General features: G+C 61.4%; 19 protein-coding genes. 9 read left to right on the top strand and 10 right to left on the bottom strand.

The window, feature by feature from the left end; translation table 11 throughout:
- Positions 1-62: 62 nt before the first annotated feature.
- The 4 genes from FEV16_RS12405 to FEV16_RS12390 all read right to left on the bottom strand — a co-directional run bounded on the left by FEV16_RS12405 (position 63) and on the right by FEV16_RS12390 (position 3,400).
- Positions 63-407, bottom strand: a complete 345-nt coding sequence (locus tag FEV16_RS12405) for an integration host factor subunit alpha (protein ID WP_138167948.1) — start codon at positions 405-407, stop codon at positions 63-65.
- A 224-nt stretch (positions 408-631) separates the two neighbouring features.
- Positions 632-1,609, bottom strand: a complete 978-nt coding sequence (locus tag FEV16_RS12400) for a beta-ketoacyl-ACP synthase III (RefSeq protein WP_138168051.1) — start codon at positions 1,607-1,609, stop codon at positions 632-634.
- An 8-nt stretch (positions 1,610-1,617) separates the two neighbouring features.
- Positions 1,618-2,694, bottom strand: coding sequence for a phosphate acyltransferase PlsX (plsX, locus tag FEV16_RS12395; RefSeq protein WP_138167947.1), 1,077 nt, complete (start codon positions 2,692-2,694; stop codon positions 1,618-1,620).
- A 151-nt stretch (positions 2,695-2,845) separates the two neighbouring features.
- Positions 2,846-3,400, bottom strand: coding sequence for a DUF177 domain-containing protein (locus FEV16_RS12390; protein WP_138167946.1), 555 nt, complete (start codon positions 3,398-3,400; stop codon positions 2,846-2,848).
- Between the two features lie 177 nt (positions 3,401-3,577).
- On the opposite strand from FEV16_RS12390, the gene FEV16_RS12385 reads away from it, so the two are divergent.
- The gene (locus tag FEV16_RS12385; protein ID WP_138167945.1) at positions 3,578-4,024 is read left to right on the top strand and encodes an outer membrane protein assembly factor BamE; all 447 of its coding nucleotides are present in this window, start codon (positions 3,578-3,580) and stop codon (positions 4,022-4,024) included.
- A gap of 265 nt (positions 4,025-4,289) precedes the next feature.
- Positions 4,290-5,360, top strand: coding sequence for a transglycosylase SLT domain-containing protein (locus FEV16_RS12380; RefSeq protein ID WP_138167944.1), 1,071 nt, complete (start codon positions 4,290-4,292; stop codon positions 5,358-5,360).
- Positions 5,361-5,417: 57 nt separating this feature from the next.
- Here the strand turns inward: FEV16_RS12380 and argC are convergent, their stop codons facing one another.
- Complete coding sequence (gene argC, locus FEV16_RS12375) at positions 5,418-6,329, bottom strand: N-acetyl-gamma-glutamyl-phosphate reductase (RefSeq protein ID WP_138167943.1); 912 nt, start codon at positions 6,327-6,329, stop codon at positions 5,418-5,420.
- Positions 6,330-6,476: 147 nt separating this feature from the next.
- Here argC and FEV16_RS12370 point away from each other — a divergent pair, with 147 nt between their 5' ends.
- From FEV16_RS12370 to FEV16_RS12350, 5 genes are all read left to right on the top strand, one after another.
- On the top strand, positions 6,477-6,671 hold the full coding sequence (locus FEV16_RS12370; RefSeq protein ID WP_138168050.1) for a DUF1289 domain-containing protein: 195 nt from the start codon (positions 6,477-6,479) through the stop codon (positions 6,669-6,671).
- Positions 6,672-6,758: 87 nt separating this feature from the next.
- On the top strand, positions 6,759-6,944 hold the full coding sequence (locus tag FEV16_RS12365) for a hypothetical protein (RefSeq protein ID WP_138167942.1): 186 nt from the start codon (positions 6,759-6,761) through the stop codon (positions 6,942-6,944).
- 10 nt (positions 6,945-6,954) lie between these two features.
- Positions 6,955-7,419 carry a flavodoxin family protein gene (locus FEV16_RS12360; protein ID WP_138167941.1) on the top strand — a complete coding sequence of 155 codons (465 nt, stop codon included), beginning with the start codon at positions 6,955-6,957 and terminating at the stop codon, positions 7,417-7,419.
- 67 nt (positions 7,420-7,486) lie between these two features.
- On the top strand, positions 7,487-8,869 hold the full coding sequence (locus tag FEV16_RS12355; RefSeq protein WP_138167940.1) for a peptide MFS transporter: 1,383 nt from the start codon (positions 7,487-7,489) through the stop codon (positions 8,867-8,869).
- Positions 8,866-9,216, top strand: a complete 351-nt coding sequence (locus FEV16_RS12350; protein WP_138167939.1) for a hypothetical protein — start codon at positions 8,866-8,868, stop codon at positions 9,214-9,216. Before FEV16_RS12355 ends, FEV16_RS12350 begins: the two co-directional genes overlap by 4 nt.
- Before the next feature lie 66 nt (positions 9,217-9,282).
- On the opposite strand, the gene rpsI is transcribed toward FEV16_RS12350, so the two are convergent.
- The 5 genes from rpsI to FEV16_RS12325 all read right to left on the bottom strand — a co-directional run bounded on the left by rpsI (position 9,283) and on the right by FEV16_RS12325 (position 13,727).
- Positions 9,283-9,759, bottom strand: coding sequence for a 30S ribosomal protein S9 (gene rpsI, locus FEV16_RS12345; protein ID WP_138167938.1), 477 nt, complete (start codon positions 9,757-9,759; stop codon positions 9,283-9,285).
- Positions 9,760-9,761: 2 nt separating this feature from the next.
- Positions 9,762-10,232, bottom strand: a complete 471-nt coding sequence (gene rplM / locus FEV16_RS12340; RefSeq protein WP_138167937.1) for a 50S ribosomal protein L13 — start codon at positions 10,230-10,232, stop codon at positions 9,762-9,764.
- Positions 10,233-10,494: 262 nt separating this feature from the next.
- Positions 10,495-11,757: an oxalate decarboxylase family bicupin gene (locus FEV16_RS12335; protein WP_138167936.1), complete on the bottom strand. Its 1,263-nt coding sequence runs from the start codon at positions 11,755-11,757 to the stop codon at positions 10,495-10,497.
- A gap of 107 nt (positions 11,758-11,864) precedes the next feature.
- Complete coding sequence (locus tag FEV16_RS12330; protein ID WP_246657307.1) at positions 11,865-13,343, bottom strand: ammonium transporter; 1,479 nt, start codon at positions 13,341-13,343, stop codon at positions 11,865-11,867.
- A 33-nt stretch (positions 13,344-13,376) separates the two neighbouring features.
- Complete coding sequence (locus FEV16_RS12325; protein WP_281404856.1) at positions 13,377-13,727, bottom strand: P-II family nitrogen regulator; 351 nt, start codon at positions 13,725-13,727, stop codon at positions 13,377-13,379.
- A 283-nt stretch (positions 13,728-14,010) separates the two neighbouring features.
- Here FEV16_RS12325 and FEV16_RS12320 point away from each other — a divergent pair, with 283 nt between their 5' ends.
- Both FEV16_RS12320 and FEV16_RS12315 read left to right on the top strand, forming a co-directional pair.
- Positions 14,011-15,399, top strand: coding sequence for a leucyl aminopeptidase family protein (locus FEV16_RS12320; protein WP_138167934.1), 1,389 nt, complete (start codon positions 14,011-14,013; stop codon positions 15,397-15,399).
- Positions 15,396-16,253: an NlpC/P60 family protein gene (locus FEV16_RS12315; protein WP_138167933.1), complete on the top strand. Its 858-nt coding sequence runs from the start codon at positions 15,396-15,398 to the stop codon at positions 16,251-16,253. Before FEV16_RS12320 ends, FEV16_RS12315 begins: the two co-directional genes overlap by 4 nt.
- Position 16,254: the final 1 nt, after the last annotated feature.

Genomic DNA, 16,254 nt, shown 5'->3' with positions numbered 1-16,254 from the left:
ATGGATGGCGCATGGCGCGCCAAGGCTTGTCAAGCGGCGATGGCGCTTGTAGCGCTAAACGATCATCCGCCGTTGATTTTTGCCCGCAGCACGTTGGAGGGCTTAAAGGCGACAACGAGCCGAGCAGAAATCTGAGCGCCGTCACCGGTCTTCGGATTGCGTCCCATCCGCTCTTTTTTGGCCCGCACCGTGAACGCGCCGAAAGATGAAAGCTTGACGTCTTCGCCGGCGACGATGTGCTGGAAGATCTCTTCGAGCACCATTTCCACATATTTCGCGGAGTCGGCTCGCGGCGTCCCCACCCGCCGATGAACTGCTTCAGCGAGATCAGAGCGGGTCAGCGTCCTGACAATGCGCTTTTCTTTCGCCTCGCCGTTCGGCTTACCGATTCCGTCGCCCTGGGCCATTTTCAGCCTACTGTTCTCAAATCCCGACAGCGGCGGGCGGTTCGGAGCGGAAACGACAGGGCTCTAAAGGTCGCGCTCTATGTTCCGCGGCCCACTACGGGATTCTCCCACCTTGTTGGAATTTTTCAGAATTGGGTATGGAAGGCAAGCGCATCTTGTATTCATGCGCAAATAATTCTTTGCAATATTTGGGTTTAAGCGAAATATTATTGTATTACGCGAGGTTACCAGCGTATCAGCGCCGATCCCCACGTAAAGCCGCCGCCGACCGCTTCGAGCATGACAAGATCGCCCTGTTTAATCCGCCCATCCGCCGTTGCGACGGCCAGCGCCAGGGGAACGGAGGCCGCAGAGGTGTTGCCGTGCAGATGCACGGTGGCGACGATCTTTTCCGGAGCGATGCCGAGCTTCTGCGCGGACATATCGATGATTCGCCGATTGGCCTGATGCGGCACGAACCAGTCGAGGTCTTCAGCCGTCAGCCCAGTCGCGGCGAAAGCGTCCTTGACGACGTCGGTCACCTGTCCAACGGCGAAGCGGAACACTTCCTTGCCTTCCATGCGCAGATGGCCGACGGTCTGCGTCGCCGAAGGGCCGCCGTCGACATGTAGCTTCGCACGGTGGCGTCCGTCCGAACGCAGATGCGTCGTCAGCACGCCGCGCTCCTCGATCCCGCCCTGAGACGGTCGCGCTTCGAGGACCATGGCGCCAGCGCCGTCGCCAAACAGCACGCAGGTCGTGCGATCTGTCCAATCGATGATCCGTGAAAATGTTTCGGCGCCGATTACGAGCGCGCGCTTGTGCGAGCCTGAACGTAGAAATTTTTCCGCGGTGGCGACCGCGAAGACGAATCCGGAGCACACGGCCTGCAGATCGAAGGCCACGCCATGCGCAATGCCGAGCGCTGCTTGAATTTGCGTCGCGGTCGAAGGAAAGGTCCAGTCCGGCGTCGACGTCGCGACGATGATCAGGTCGATGTCATCCGCGCTAACGCCGGCGTTGGCGAGCGCTGCCCGCGCCGCCTTTTCGCCGAGCATCGACGTCGTCTCGCCTTCGGCGGCGATATGACGCTCCTTGATGCCGGTGCGCTGGACAATCCACTCGTCGCTCGTGTCGACGAGCTTGGCCAATTCGCCATTGGTGAGCGTTTTCTCGGGCAGATAAGCGCCGACGCCGAGAACGACCGAGCGCAGTTGCGGAATGCTTGTCGTCACTGAGCGGTTTCCCGGGGAGGACTAATTGAATCGGCGCCGTCCTGTTCCCCGAGCCTGTGCGCCAGCGCGACGGTGTCGCGAATTCGATTGAGCAGATCGCTGCCGGCCATCTCGTGGCCGATCTCGACAGCGCGGGCAAAGCCGACTGAATCGGCGCCGCCATGGCTCTTGATGACGATGCCTTCGAGCCCGAGAAAGACGCCGCCATTCGTCGCCCGCGTGTCCATTTTGGCGCGAAGCTCGCGGAAGGCGCCCTGCGCCAGAAAATAGCCGAGCTTGGCGAGCAGCGTGCCGCCCATCGTCTCTTTGAGATAGGCGGCGATCTGCGCGGCCGTTCCTTCGGCGGTCTTAAGGGCGATGTTGCCGGTAAAGCCCTCGGTGACGACGACGTCGACGACGCCTTTGCCGATGCCGTCGCCCTCAACGAAGCCGCGATAGTCGAAGCCCGGCAAAGCAAGGTCGCGCAGCTTGGTCGAGGCGGCCTTCACTTCCTCGATGCCCTTGATTTCCTCGGTGCCGACGTTGAGGAGACCCACAGTCGGACGCTCAAGTCCCAGGATCACTCGCGCCATCGCCGCGCCCATGATCGCAAGATCGACCAAATGGCTGGCGTTGGCGCCCATCGAGGCGCCGACGTCGAGCACGACGGATTGGCCGCGCAGCGTCGGCCACAGGCAGGCGAGGGCCGGCCGATCGACGCGCGCCATCGTATGCAGGCATATTTTGGCCATTGCCATGAGAGCGCCGGTGTTGCCGGCGGAAATCGCGACGTCGGCGTCGCCTTTCTTGACCGCCTCGATCGCGAGCCACATCGACGAGACCCGACGCCCATAGCGCAGCGCTTGGCTCGGCTTGTCGTCCATGCGGATTGAGACGGAAGAGTGACGCACTTCCGCGCATTCGGCGAGGCGTGGATGGCGCTCAAGCTGCGCGCGGATCGCCGGCTCGTCGCCGATCAGCAGGAAGCGGCTGTGCGGACGCCGTTCGAGCGCGCTGGCCGCGCCCGCTATGGTCACCTTCGGACCGAAATCGCCGCCCATCGCGTCGAGCGCGATCCGAACAGTCTGCGGCATTTATTACGTTTCTCCCGACTGCGCGCCCGATCCGCGGTCTTAAATTATTGACCGGCTTTGTGACGCGTCCGAGAAGCGCGTCCGCGCTCTCGCCCCCGCGGGCGACTTGCCATTTGCCGGCCATGCGCGCAAGTGCCTATGATGTCTCGCCTCACTCGCCGCGCGGCTTGAGCCGGCGCAAGGCGGCGAAAGGCGAGATTTCGAGCGATCCGTCATCAGGCTTGGGCTCGACGAAATGCGCCCCCGGCTTGCGTGGATAGGGATCGAGCGCCAGCGTAAAGAACTCTGAGATGACGCCGCCGAGATCAACGCCGCCGCCGATCAACGGGTCTGGCGGATCCTCATCCAGGGTAATTTCGGTCGACTCCTCATGGCGTCGTCGGCTGCGTGGAGTCTCGTCCGGAGGCGGCGCAAAGCGCATGTGGATGGGCTCAACAATCTCCGAGTCGAATTCCTCGAGTGTCGCGACGCAGGTTTGCCTGATGCTGGCGCGCAATTCGCCGTCGATCTCCAGTCCGTCCACGCGCCATCGCCGCGCGCGCAGCTCGGCGTGAAGCGCGCGGACCGCCGGCAACGCATTATGCCGCGCCAACGAAGCACATTCAGCCGGCGTCGCGTCAATATCGAGGTCGAGGCCTTCGGGCGGCACGTCGGAAACCGCAAGACGGCGCGTCAATGGCGGATGCGCTTCAAAAGCTTCGTTCATTGCGTCGCCTCCTGCTCGCCTCATTCCTTCAACCAAATATGTGCGCCGACGCACAGACGCCAGCGCGGCGCGATGCAAGAAGCGCTGTCTTGCTTTCGCGGCGTCCGAAGATTACGGATTTGGCGACGAATGATCGACCGGGCGCGGGCGCCGCGGCACAAGATTGTGGAGATTTTCATGGCGCAGACCTTGCGCAGCGTTTTTCGCGGGGCGGCCATCGCCAGCATTGCCGTCGGGCTTTCGGGCTGCCTTGGATATGAGGGTGTCGTCAATCGCGGCGCCGTTCTTGATTCGCGCAGCACCTCACAGGTCAAGCCCGGCATGTCGGCACAGCAGGTGATGTCGACGCTTGGCACGCCATCGACGACGTCCACTGTCGGCGGCGACGCCTGGTATTACGTCAGCCAGCGCATTGAGCGCTCCCTCGCCTTCATGCCGCAAAGCATCACTGACCAGCGCGTCTATGCGGTCTATTTCGACAAGTCGAAGAAGGTTCAGCGCGTCGCCGATTACGGCATGGAGGACGGCAAGCCGATCGACTTTATCTCGCGCACGACCCCCACCGCCGGCCCGGAATACCATCTGCTCCAGGGCATGCTCTCCAAAGTGACAAATCTCTTTTAGGGACGCGAGCTTTTAGGGACGCGAGCTTTCCTTTTCGGGACATCGCTTCGGCGCGCGGCCATTCGGCTGATGGCGCCATTGTGGCGGCTGCGGCCCGTTCATCTACAGAAATCATTGTAAAGCAAGGGCTGACGCGCGATTGCGCGTCTGCGGCGCTATCGCGATTGTGGCGCAATCATGGCCTCGGGCGCCGATTTTTTGCCCTGCCTCGCAGGTAACCTTCTGTTTACGCAAACTTTGCGTAAATGTGGAGAACCCGCGAAGCATGACGGTTACGCTGACGAACGCTCCGCCGCCTTCGAAAGGTAAGAAGACTGCGCCGCCCCGTTCACGTCGGCAGTCCAAGGGCTCGTCCCGCCGGGGTCTGTCGGGCTTCCTTCTCGATCATTCCTGTTCTCCTCTGTTGCGCGCGCTCTGCGTTGCGACCTTTCTCTCTGTGCTCGCGGTATTGGCGATAAGCTCCCAACGCGAGGACGCGCCTCGTCCAGAGCGGACCGCCCGCGCCACACGCTTACGCGCCGCCGGGTTCCCGCTGGCCGCGCTGACGACGGAATCGGTCGAAGACGACACGGCGCTCGACTCAGACTTCTCTTTGGAGCAGGCGGCGCTCACCTGGTCGCATCGTCTCGACGATGATGATTTCTCAGACCCGCCTGGCGTAATGCGGTTCGGGTCGGTCAAGGTACAGCAGTCGATCGTCGAGCACGTCGTCAAGGCCGCTCAGACGACGGAAATGGATCCGGCGCTCCTCATGGCGATCGCCGACAAGGAATCGAATTTCTCCTCGACGGCGAAGGCCCGGACATCGTCTGCGAGCGGCCTTTTCCAATTTGTCGAGAAGACGTGGTTTAAGGCGATGAAAACCTTCGGCTGGCGTCACGGCCACGGCGATACGGCGGCGGCGATCGCGAGCGATGAGGGGCCGCGAGTCAGCGGCCAGAAGCGGGCGCAAATCCTCAATTTGCGCAACGACCCATATCTTTCAGCCGCTCTCGCCGCCGAAATGCTGAAGAAGGATAGCGCTAGAATCGCCGAAAAGATCGGCCGTCCGCTAACCTCTGGCGAGACCTATCTCATCCACTTCCTGGGTCCGGACGACGCCGAGCGCTTCATGAAAACCGTGGAAGACGCGCCGAAAACGTCGGCGGCGGCGCTGCTGCCGAAGCCCGCTCGCGCCAATAAGCCGATCTTCTATGAGCAGCAGGGCCGGCGGCTCAAGGTTCGCTCAGTCCAAGAAGTGCATGAAGCCTTCGAAACGATGATGGACAAGCGCACCAGCCGTTATGAGGATGTCGCGGCAAAGCTTCCCGCAGGCGCCACCGCCTACGTGGAGTGAATCGGAAGTAGGAAGTAGTGAATAGCGCAACTCACTATTCACCACTCACTAGTCACTTCACTTTCCCATCATCAGATCGAGATTTTGCAACGCCGCGCCGGCCGCGCCCTTGCCGAGATTGTCGAGCCTCGCGACAAGCAGGGCATGACCCCGCGCCTCATTGGCGATGACGAAGACTTCCATGTCGTCAGTCCCGTTCAGCGCGAGCGCGTCAAGCTTGCCGCTTGCCGGGGCTGACGCGAAGCGGACGTGTTTCGCGTCGGCGTAGTGGCGCGCATAGGCGCCTTCCAAATCTCCGGCCTTGGGTTTGCCGGGCAAAGCGTCAAGCACCAGCGGAATCGAGACGAGCATGCCCTGGCGGAAATTGCCGACGGAGGGTGCGAAAAGCGGCCGCTGCGTGAGCTTTCCATACGCCATGATCTCCGGCACATGCTTATGCTCGAGGCCGAGCGCATAAAGCTCGAAAGCCGGCGCCTTGCCGCTCTCATAGGCTTCGATCATCTGCCTGCCGCCGCCCGAATAGCCTGAGACGGCGTTAATCGTCAGCGGCTGGGTTGGCCGGATGAGTCCGGCGTCGACGAGCGGACGAATGAGCGCAATGGCGCCGGTAGCGTAGCAGCCGACATTGGCGACGCGGCGGCTACTGGCGATCGCCGCCGCCTGTCCCTGGCAGAGCTCGGCGAAGCCGTAGACCCAGCCTTCCGCGACGCGATGGGCGGTGGAGGCGTCGAGCACTCTTGGGCCTTGGCCGCCGAGAGCGTCGCAGAGGACGACGGTTTCCTTCGCCGCCTCGTCTGGCAGACAGAGAATGGCGATATCGACGGAAGCGAGAATGTCGCGCTTGGCGGCGACGTCCTTGCGCTTTTCCTGCGGGAGCGCCAGGAGCGTGATGTCTGAGCGCCCGGCGAGCCGCTCGCGGATTTCGAGCCCGGTGGTGCCGGCGTCACCGTCGATGAAGATCCTCGTCATGGCACGCCTCTAGTCGATTTGAATGAAGAGAGAAAGATTTGCGCGAAGAACCGTCTGGCGATTTTGACGCGCGTTGCGCTCCATCCTATAGCGCGGCCGGAAGGTTCTGGCAGTCGCTTCGGCGTCGCGCCATTTATCGGTGGGTTCGTGGTCGACAGTCCGTGCATAAAAATTTGCGAACTCAATCGGGACGACATTTGCGTCGACTGCGGCCGTACGCGCGCCGAGATCGCCGGCTGGATGTCGATGTCAGAATCGCAAAAGGCCAAAGTCGTCGAATTGGCCGATAAGCGCCGATCCACAAGCGCTCTCAACCAACTGGAGCCATCAAATAATCGCTAAAAGTAGATTGGCGCCGGCCCGCGAGTCCCCTACCTTTGCACCTAAGGGCGAAGTCAGTCGCGCCCGCTTCCAAAAGGAGGAGCGGTCATGGCGAAACAGACAGCGGAAAGAGACGGCGCATTAAGAGCATACGCGCTCAGAGTCCTGGACACTGTTTACGACGCGTCGGTCTATTCGGTTATCGGTTATAGCGCGCTGCTGGCGATGCTTGCGGTCATCGCTGTGGCGATCTGTATGAAGCTGATTTACGTGCCGGAATTTCATCCCTGGTAGCCGCGCAAGCTTGCCAAAGCGTCTGCTGATCATCGCGCACGCGCCATCGCGCAATACGGAACGGCTGCGCGACGCGGTGATCGGCGGCGCGCGTTCGCCAGAGGTCGAGGACGTCGAAGTTGAGGCGCTCAGCCCTTTCGTCACGACGCCCGAACATGTTCTCGCCGCTCAGGCGGTCATACTCGGAACCACCGAAAACCTCGGCTACATGAGCGGCGCGCTCAAGGACTTCTTCGACCGTTGTTACTATCCGTTGCTGGAGCGCGCCCAGGGCATGCCTTATGCGCTTTACATCCGCGCCGGCCATGATGGGACGGGAACGCGACGCGGCGTCGAGACGATCGTGACGGGGCTGCGCTGGCGCGCGATACGCGAGCCGCTCATCTGCCGCGGCGAATGGCGCGAAGATTTCATCGACGAAGGCCGCGAACTGGGGATGTTCGTGGCGGCGGGCCTCGACGTGGGGGCGATTTGAGGCGATCGAGCCATCGTTATAGAACTGCGACGCGCAAGCTGGCGTGGGCTTGGTTTTGTTAGAGCGAATGACGCGAAGCCACAATTTTCTCGGCCATCCGCGCGGACTCGCCTTCCTCTTCGCTTCGGAAATGTGGGAGCGCTTTTCCTATTACGGCATGCGGGCGCTACTCGTTCTCTATATGGTCGAGTATCTCCTGACGCCGGAGCGCATGGAAACGGCGTTGGGCCTTGCCACATTGAAGCGTGGGCTCGAAACGCTTTCCGGTCCGCTCGGTCCACAGCCTTTCGCCTCGCAAATCTACGGGCTCTACACCGGCCTCGTTTATCTCATGCCGATCGTCGGCGGATTCATCGCCGACCGTTGGCTCGGTCGCACGCGCGCGATCGTCATCGGCGCGGCGTCGATGGCGGCCGGACATTTCATGATGGCCTACGATTCCTTGTTCTTAATCGCGATGCTTCTCATCGCGTCTGGCTGCGGCTTCTTCAAGCCAAACATCTCGACGCAGGTCGGCGAGCTTTACGCGCCGACGGACGTTCGTCGCGACCGCGCCTATTCGATCTTCTATGTCGGCATCAATATCGGCGCCTTCTTCGCGCCGCTCGTTTGCGGAACAATCGGGGAGACGATCGGTTGGCATTATGGCTTCGCCTGCGCCGGCGTCGGCATGGTCATCGGACTTGTGACTTACGTGATCGGTCTCCCGAGTCTGCCGCCGGAGCCGTCTCGTAACGAAAGGCGCAAACCGACGGCGCAGACGCACGCCCATTTTCGAAGGTCCCTGTTCACGCTTCTATTGCTCTTTGCGCCCTCCGCGCTTTTCTGGGCGGCTTTCGAGCAGCAGGGCAATACGATCGCACTCTGGGCCGCTCAATCGACGGATCGCGGCCTCGATGTCTTCGGATGGCGCGCCGAACTTCCGGTGACGTGGTTTCAGGCCTTCAATCCGCTGATGATCTTCCTCTTCACGCCTCCGCTTGTTTCGCTATGGGCCTGGCTTTCGCGGTTCGGGCGCGAGCCTTCGACGATCCGCAAAATGTCGCTTGGCTGTCTTGGCGTCGCGGCGAGTTATGGCGTCATGGCGCTCGCTGCTTGGACGAGCGACGGCGGCAAGGCAAGCTGGCTTTGGCTACTCGCTTATTTTGCCATCATCACCGTTTCGGAGCTGCACTTCTCGCCAATCGCTTTGTCGCTCGTTTCGCATGTCGCGCCTCAAGGTTCGCGCTCGGCGTTGATGGGTTTTTGGTTCACCTCGATGTTTCTCGGCAATCTTATGGCGGGGTGGCTCGGCAGTTTTTGGTCAAGCGTCCCAAGCCTATATTTCTTTCTGCTCATGGGCGCGCTCGGCGTCGTCGGCGCGTTGATCGTCGAAGCGGCGCGGCGGCCGCTGGATGATCTCATGCCTTCCTGCGTGGCGGCCGTTGGACAATGGGAGCGACTTTCATGAGAAGAATTGCCTATTTGATTGTGTCAGTCATCATGGCGCAGCAGGTTTTTGTCGCGAACGCCGACGCTAAAACGGCCAAATGCGTCGTCATCGGCAATGGCATGACGCCCTACAACGGGACGTGCAAATTCACGCCTGACAATGGCGGCAGCTTCGCGATCGAGCCAAGCGGAAAGTCTGGATTTGACGGCGTGACGTTGATCAGCGTCGCCATCGTTTCGCCGGGCGTCGCGGAAGTGAGAGGGCTGACGCGCGACGGCGTCAACTCCCGTTGGGGAGAAGCGAAACGCTCCAAAGCCGATCCCGCCTGTTGGGTCGGGAGCGATTTCAAGATTTGCGTCTATTGACCCAAAACAAAAGCGGCGCCGAAGCGCCGCTTGATATGTTTGGTCCAACTTCGATGAACGGGAAGCTTAGCGCTTCGAGAACTGGAAGCTGCGGCGCGCTTTCCGCTTGCCGTATTTCTTGCGCTCGACGACGCGGGAGTCGCGGGTGAGAAAACCTTCCTTCTTGAGCGCGGGACGCAGTTCCGGCTCGTAATTGGTCAGCGCCTTGGCGAGGCCATGGCGCACCGCGCCGGCCTGACCGGAAAGCCCGCCGCCCGCAACCGAAACGACGAGATCATATTGACCCGTGCGCTTGGCGACGACGAGCGGCTGCGCGAGGATCATCCGCAGCACCGGGCGCGCGAAATAGGCCTCGATGTCCTTGCCATTGACAGTGACCTTGCCGGCGCCGGGTTTGACCCAGACGCGCGCGACGGCGTTCTTGCGCTTGCCGGTGGCGTAGGCGCGGCCCTGCTTGTCGAGCTTTTGCACATAGCGGGGCGCTTCCGGCGCCGCGACGCTCGCCTGCAGATCGGAAAGCGAGGAAAGAGTGGTCTCGGCCATGATCAGGCGCTCCGGCTATTCTTGACGTTTAGGGCGGCGACATCGAGCGTCTGCGGGCTCTGCGCCTCATGCGGATGTTCGGCGCCTTTGTAGACTCGCAGATTGCCAAGCTGCTTGCGGCCCAGGGGGCCGCGCGGCAGCATGCGCTGCACGGCCTTCTCGAGAACGCGTTCAGGGAAGCGCCCCTCGAGAATGAACTTCGCCGAGCGTTCCTTGATGCCGCCCGGGAAGCCGGTGTGATGATGATAGACCTTCTGGTCGCGCTTGCGGCCGGTCAGAACCACCTTGTCGGCGTTGATGACGATGATGTTGTCGCCGTCATCCATATGCGGCGTGAAGCTCGCCTTATGCTTGCCGCGAAGGCGTAGCGCGATGAGCGAGGCGAGTCGGCCGACGATAAGCCCGGAGGCGTCGATCAGCACCCACTTCTTTTCGATGTCGGCGGGTTTCGCCGAATAAGTCTTGCCGTACATGAGGAGAGATTCCGCGTGAACTCTAAGGTTCCGATGGCGGGTGGATAAGGCAAGCGGGGGCGGCCGTCAAGCAGTTTTGAGGCGATCAATAGCGCGGAATAGCAAGAAAACCAGCAGACAGAACATAATGGTATTATAATACCTTAAATGGCTCCGTCATTGCGAGGAGCGAAAGCGACGAAGCAATCCGGGCTCGTCAAGGTTTTTGGATTGCTTCGCTTCGCTCGCAATGACGGACAAATCTGCTTATGCGCACGCCGATTCACAAAGGCGGCATGATCTCAGGCTTGTTGTTCGGAAACTTCGCGATCACCTCTTCGCTGACGTTCAGATGCTGCGCGACCATCGCTGGCGGCGTGTGAGTCAGCCAATCCGATAGTGAGACGTCGGCGAAATAAGGACTGCGGAAGACTTCCAGAAACTGCAGGTCCGTATCGCCGACATTTTTGATGTAGTGGCCGTTGCTGCGCTTCACATAGCCGATGTCGCCGGGATTGAAGTCCATCGTCACCGCTTTCGGGCCGGTGTCGAACACGGTCATCCGGCCCTTGCCCTTGATCCAATATTGCCATTCGTCGGCGTTGGGGTGCCAATGCAATTCGCGCAAAGCGCCAGGACGCAGCGTGACAAGCGCGGCGGCGATCGTCTTCGAGACATGGAAATTATTGCTGTCGGCGACGCGCACTTCGCCGGCTTTCGACTGGCGTATCGGCGCGCTGGAGCCGAGCGAAAAGGTGAATGGGTGCGGCGGGGCGCCGGCTTTCGTCTTCACAGCCTCGCGGTCGGCGCTCAAAGGCCCCGGCATTTTGCCCTGGAAGATGTAAAGCTGGTGGAGCGGAATTTTTGCGAACGTCTCTGCGGGAACGCCGAAATTTTCAGCGAGAATCTCCGGCGGCGTATGCGCCATCCAGTCGGTCAGCAGCAGAGTGTTATATTCAGTCTCTTTGCCGTCGTCGAAACAGAGAATGAATTCGCAGCCATCCGGTCCAAGGCCTTGCAATGAATGCGGCAGGCCGGCGGGAAAATACCAGAGATCGCCTTCCTTCACATCGGCGACATAGGGTCGGCCCATTTCGTCGAGCACCGTGACGCGGCAATTGCCATAAGACACAAATCCCCATTCTGCCGCGAGATGCCAATGCATCTCTCTGATGCCGCCGGCCGTGAGCCGCATGTCGACGCCTGAAATCTCTTCTGCAATCGCGAAATCCGCCTGCGTCACCTGTCGGGCCCAGCCGCCATTCTGCACGCGCTTTGGCGCATTGTTGAACGACGCCCAAAACATCGGCATGTCGCTGACGTCGGTCGGCGGCGGAAATTGCGCCGAGGGGAATTGATTTCCGATCGCCGGATTTTGGGGGCCGGGATCGGTGAGGCTCGCGGGATTGTCTTTCGTGTTGATCGCGCCTTGCGGCGGTTCGTCAGGGTTTCCGAAAGTCGCGGCCGCGCTTCTTTCCATCGCAGCTGCGATCATCGCGCCGCTCGCTGTCGCGGACAAAATGTCTCTGCGCGAAATTTTCGACATGGAAGGAGCCTTTCGGTTTCGTTTTGGAACCTCCAACGAAACCTAATTGCGCCAGTCGAGAATCACACACCCGAGCTTGAAAGATTTCTCCTGCAGCTTCGTCCAAGCTACTGGTGGAGCGCCTCCCCGTGCAGCGCGATGTCGAGACCTTCGCGCTCATCGTCTGAATTGACGCGCAACGTCATGATCAGCGAGACGATTTTCAGCGTCGCCCAGGTGCCGATCACGCACCAGACGAGGGTGACAAGAACCCCGATCGCTTGCACGAGAAGCTGATGCGGGTCGCCGTCCAATAAGCCGGCGACGCCAGGATCGTTTCCTGAAGCAGTGATCGCGCGCGTTGCGAAGACGCCGGCGAACAGCGTCCCCATAATGCCGCCGACGCCATGCACGCCGAAGACGTCGAGCGTGTCGTCATAGCGGAATTTGTGTTTTGCGACGGTGCAGAACCAATAGCAGACGCCGCCAGCGATCAGCCCGATGACGACGCCATGCCAGGGCAGGATATAGCCGGAGGCCGGCGTGATCGTGCCGAGGCCGGCGACGGCGCCCGAGATGACGCCGAGCACGGAAGGCTTGCCGCGCTGGACCCATTCGAGCCCGCTCCACACCAGCGCGCCGGCGCATGCGGCGAGATGCGTCGCGACGATGGCGAAGACGGCGCGGGAATTGGCGGCAAGCGCCGAGCCGCCGTTGAAGCCGAACCAGCCGACCCAAAGAAGCCCCGTGCCGACGACGGCGAGCGAGAGATCGAAGGGCGAGAGATTTTCGCGTCCGAAACCAACGCGATTTCCGAGGACGAGCGCGCAGACGAGGCCGGCGACGCCGGCATTGATGTGCACGACGGTGCCGCCGGCGAAATCGAGGAGGCCCATCTTCTGCAGAAAGCCGCCGCCCCAGACCCAATGCGTCGAAGGCACATAGACGATAAAGAGCCACAACGCGCAAAACAGCATGAAGGCCGAGAATTTCATGCGTTCGGCGACGGAGCCGGCGACCAGCGCGCAAGTGATGACCGCGAAGGTCATCTGATAGATCATGAACAGAATTTCGGGGATGGTCTTCGCGAAAGGACTGACCGTACCGAGCCCAATTCCGGCCAGCAGCATCCGCGACGCGTCGCCGATATAGGCGCCGTCGCCGCTGAAGGCGAGGCTGTAGGCGACGCCGATCCAAAGGAGCGAGACTAGGGCGGTGGCGATGAGGCTCTGCGCCATGGTGGCGAGCACATTCTTCTTGCGCACCATGCCGCTGTAAAAGAGCGCAAGACCCGGCAGCGTCATCATCAGGACGAGCGCGGTGGCGGCGATCATGAAGGCTGTGTCGGCGGCGTCGATCTTCGTGGCGCCTTCCTGCGCGAGGGCGGGGTGCGAGATAATGAGCGTCACGAGTGCTGCCGCTGCTCCCAAAATCGTGCGGCGCAATGCGCCGCCCTCATGCTGAGGAGCGCCTGAAAGGCGCGTCTCGAAGCGCGAGGGCGAGAGATACGGCGCGGGCGGATTTCCTCGCCCTTCGAGACGCCCGCGTTGCAGGCCCCTCAGGATGAGGAAATCCTCGCTCGACACGCGCGCAAACGAGTTGTGCATCGCTTGATCCTGATTGATAGTTGGAAGAGGCGCTTAGAGCGCGTCGGAGTCGGTTTCGCCGGTACGGATGCGCATGGCGCGCTCCAGCGGCGAAACGAAGATTTTGCCGTCGCCGATATGACCCGTATAGGCGGCGAGCCTGACCGCCTCGATGGCGCGGTCGACGAGGGCGTCGGCAAGCGCGACCTCGATTTTGATCTTGGGCAGGAAGGAGACGATATATTCCGTGCCCCGATAGATTTCGGCATGGCCCTTCTGCCGGCCATAGCCTTTCACCTCGGTTGCGGTCATTCCATGCGCGCCGATTTCCGTCATCGCCTCGCGCACCTCGTCGAGCTTGAAGGGCTTGATGATGGCCGTGATGATCTTCATTTGCGCAGTCATGCCCTCAAGAGTGGCGAAGTGAGCGTTACCTCAGCAATTGGCGTACCATATTGCGCATAAAATAATCGTTTTGCATCTTAGCGCCGCTCACGGTTCTGGCGAGTTCTGAGGCACATTGCGGTTAATTTTTATACATTTTGAGTAAACATTTTGCTGTGGCGGAGCTGGCGTGACGGCCCCGAAGCGCCGAGCCCCTTGATATCGGCGAGTCTTTCGCTTTTGTGTGATGCGCCCAGATGGAGACAAGCGCGAGTTGGTCGGCGCAAAGAAAGCAGCGGAACGAATGAAGCTTGAAGACTGGTCGCCTGAAGCCACCGCCATCGAGTTCGTCAGCAAGGAAGACTGGCCCGAACGCCGCGCAAAACTCCCCGAACCGACAGCGCATCTTGCGGACCTTGTGGCATTTGAGGCGATGCCGGGAACTCTCTTTTCTGCGCCAGACGTCGAAGGCGCGCCGCGCGTCTTCTTCGGCGCGGAGGGGAGGGAGCCGAAGTCGCGCGATCCTTTTTTTGCTGGAAAGCTCGCAACTGCGTTGCCGAAGGGGCTTTATCGCTTCGCGGAGGGCGCCGAAGCGCCGGAGCAGAGGGCGCTGGCATTCCTTCTGTCGAGCTATTCGTTCTCGCGTTACAAGGCGCGCAAGAACGAAGCGCCGCGTCTCTGCGCCCCGCAGGGCGTTGACCGCGCGCGCATCGAACGCATCGCAAGCGCCGTCGCCATGGGCCGCGATCTCATCAATACGCCGACGAACGATATGGGTCCCGAGGCGCTCGCAGAAGCGGCGCTTGCACTCGGCGCGAAATATGGCGCCGAGTGCCGGGTCATTGTTGGCGATGCGCTGCTTGTTGAAAACTTTCCATTGATCCACGCTGTCGGGCGCGCGGCGGCCCAGGCGCCGCGGCTCGTCGAATTCGAGCGCGGCCCAGAGGACGGTATGCGAGTCACGCTCGTCGGCAAGGGCGTCTGTTTCGATACGGGCGGACTCGACATCAAGCCTTCGAGCGCGATGCAGCTGATGAAGAAGGACATGGGCGGCGCCGCGACGGCTCTATCGCTTGCGTCGATGCTGCTTGATAGCGATGCGCCAGTCCGCTTGCGTGTGCTGATTCCGATCGTTGAAAATTCGATCTCCGCTCAGGCGTTCCGTACGAGCGACATTTACCGTAGCCGCAAGGGATTGACTGTCGAAGTCGGCAACACCGACGCAGAGGGGAGACTCATTCTCGCCGATGCGCTCGCCTATGCGAGCGAAACGCCGTCCGATCTTTTGTTCGATTTCGCGACGCTGACTGGAGCAGCGCGGGTTGCGCTCGGTCCCGAAATTCCCCCTTTCTATACTGGCGACGACGCGCTCGCAGATGAGATCGCCACCAAGGCCGCAGCGTCGAACGATCCAGTGTGGCGGATGCCGCTATGGGACAATTACGATAGCGGCCTCGACGGCAAAATCTCCGATCTCGTCAATGTGACGAGCGGTCCCTTCGCCGGATCGATCACCGCCGCGCTGTTCCTGAGGCGCTTCGTCGCTGATCCAATGCGCTGGGCGCATTTCGACGTTTATTGCTGGAATCCTTCGACGAAGCCTGGCCGTCCGGAAGGCGGCGATGTGCAAGCTGCGCGCCTCCTTTATGATTTGATCGAGGCCCGCGCCGAGCAAGGGAAAGCGACGTCGTGAGCGAAATTTTCGATCGGCGGCTGACGCCCGCGCGCCCCGAAATCGCCGCAGCCTATCTCAAGGGCCGCGTGACCGCCGACCGCTATGTCGAAGGCGTGGCGATGGAGGTCAGGGACTGCGTCGTCGATCTTCGACACGAGCCCCGACCGGACGCCGCCGTCGACACCCAGGCGCTCTACGGCGAACACGTCACCGTTTACGATGAAGAGGAGGGGTGGGCCTGGGCGCAGCTTGCGCGCGACAATTATGTCGGCTGGATCGCCGCGAATACGTTGTGGCGCGAATTGAGCGCGCCGACGCACCGAGTCTGCGCGCCACGGACGTTCATTTATCCAGGTCCAAACATCAAATTGCCGCCGCTCAACGCGCTGCCGCTCGGCGCCGAAGTCGCGATCGCCGAAGAGCGCGACGGATTTTACGTGACGCCGGAACTCGGATTTATTTATCGCAAACATCTTGCCCCGCGCGAGACGGAGGCGCCTGACTTCGTCGCCGTGGCCGAGACTCTTATTGGGGCGCCCTATCTCTGGGGCGGCAAGTCCTGGATGGGCGTCGATTGCTCGGGATTGCTGCAGGTTTCGTTGCTAATGGCAGGAGTGAAGGCGCCGCGCGACACAGATATGCAGGAAGCGGCGCTCGGCGCGCCGCTTGCGTCCAACGCGCCGCTCATGCGCGGCGACATCGTGTTCTGGAAGGGGCATGTCGGGATCATGCGAGACGCCGTCACGCTGCTTCACGCGAACGCCACGCATATGCAGGTCACGAGCGAGCCGCTCGATATCGTGCGTTCGCGTAACGAAGCTGGGGGAGCGGGACCGGTCACAAGCGTGAAGCGCTTAGCGAAAGACGTTTGAG

Source organism: Methylocystis sp. B8, assembly GCF_005771425.1.
In the GTDB taxonomy this organism is placed as follows: domain Bacteria; phylum Pseudomonadota; class Alphaproteobacteria; order Rhizobiales; family Beijerinckiaceae; genus Methylocystis.
The sequence above is the reverse complement of the archived record's forward strand: the minus strand, read 5'-3'. Positions and strand labels throughout refer to the sequence as shown.

Bases quoted from the DNA above. Each gene is read 5' to 3' on its own strand.
- FEV16_RS12335 (WP_138167936.1), bottom strand. From the start codon at position 11,757: ATGTCGAAAATTTCGCGCAGAGACATTTTGTCCGCGACAGCGAGCGGC.
- FEV16_RS12385 (WP_138167945.1), top strand. From the start codon at position 3,578: ATGGCGCAGACCTTGCGCAGCGTTTTTCGCGGGGCGGCCATCGCCAGC.
- FEV16_RS12320 (WP_138167934.1), top strand. From the start codon at position 14,011: ATGAAGCTTGAAGACTGGTCGCCTGAAGCCACCGCCATCGAGTTCGTC.
- argC (WP_138167943.1), bottom strand. From the start codon at position 6,329: ATGACGAGGATCTTCATCGACGGTGACGCCGGCACCACCGGGCTCGAA.
- FEV16_RS12380 (WP_138167944.1), top strand. From the start codon at position 4,290: ATGACGGTTACGCTGACGAACGCTCCGCCGCCTTCGAAAGGTAAGAAG.
- FEV16_RS12365 (WP_138167942.1), top strand. From the start codon at position 6,759: ATGGCGAAACAGACAGCGGAAAGAGACGGCGCATTAAGAGCATACGCG.
- plsX (WP_138167947.1), bottom strand. From the start codon at position 2,694: ATGCCGCAGACTGTTCGGATCGCGCTCGACGCGATGGGCGGCGATTTC.
- FEV16_RS12405 (WP_138167948.1), bottom strand. From the start codon at position 407: ATGGCCCAGGGCGACGGAATCGGTAAGCCGAACGGCGAGGCGAAAGAA.
- FEV16_RS12330 (WP_246657307.1), bottom strand. From the start codon at position 13,343: ATGCACAACTCGTTTGCGCGCGTGTCGAGCGAGGATTTCCTCATCCTG.
- rpsI (WP_138167938.1), bottom strand. From the start codon at position 9,759: ATGGCCGAGACCACTCTTTCCTCGCTTTCCGATCTGCAGGCGAGCGTC.
- FEV16_RS12355 (WP_138167940.1), top strand. From the start codon at position 7,487: ATGACGCGAAGCCACAATTTTCTCGGCCATCCGCGCGGACTCGCCTTC.
- rplM (WP_138167937.1), bottom strand. From the start codon at position 10,232: ATGTACGGCAAGACTTATTCGGCGAAACCCGCCGACATCGAAAAGAAG.
- FEV16_RS12390 (WP_138167946.1), bottom strand. From the start codon at position 3,400: ATGAACGAAGCTTTTGAAGCGCATCCGCCATTGACGCGCCGTCTTGCG.
- FEV16_RS12325 (WP_281404856.1), bottom strand. From the start codon at position 13,727: ATGACTGCGCAAATGAAGATCATCACGGCCATCATCAAGCCCTTCAAG.
- FEV16_RS12350 (WP_138167939.1), top strand. From the start codon at position 8,866: ATGAGAAGAATTGCCTATTTGATTGTGTCAGTCATCATGGCGCAGCAG.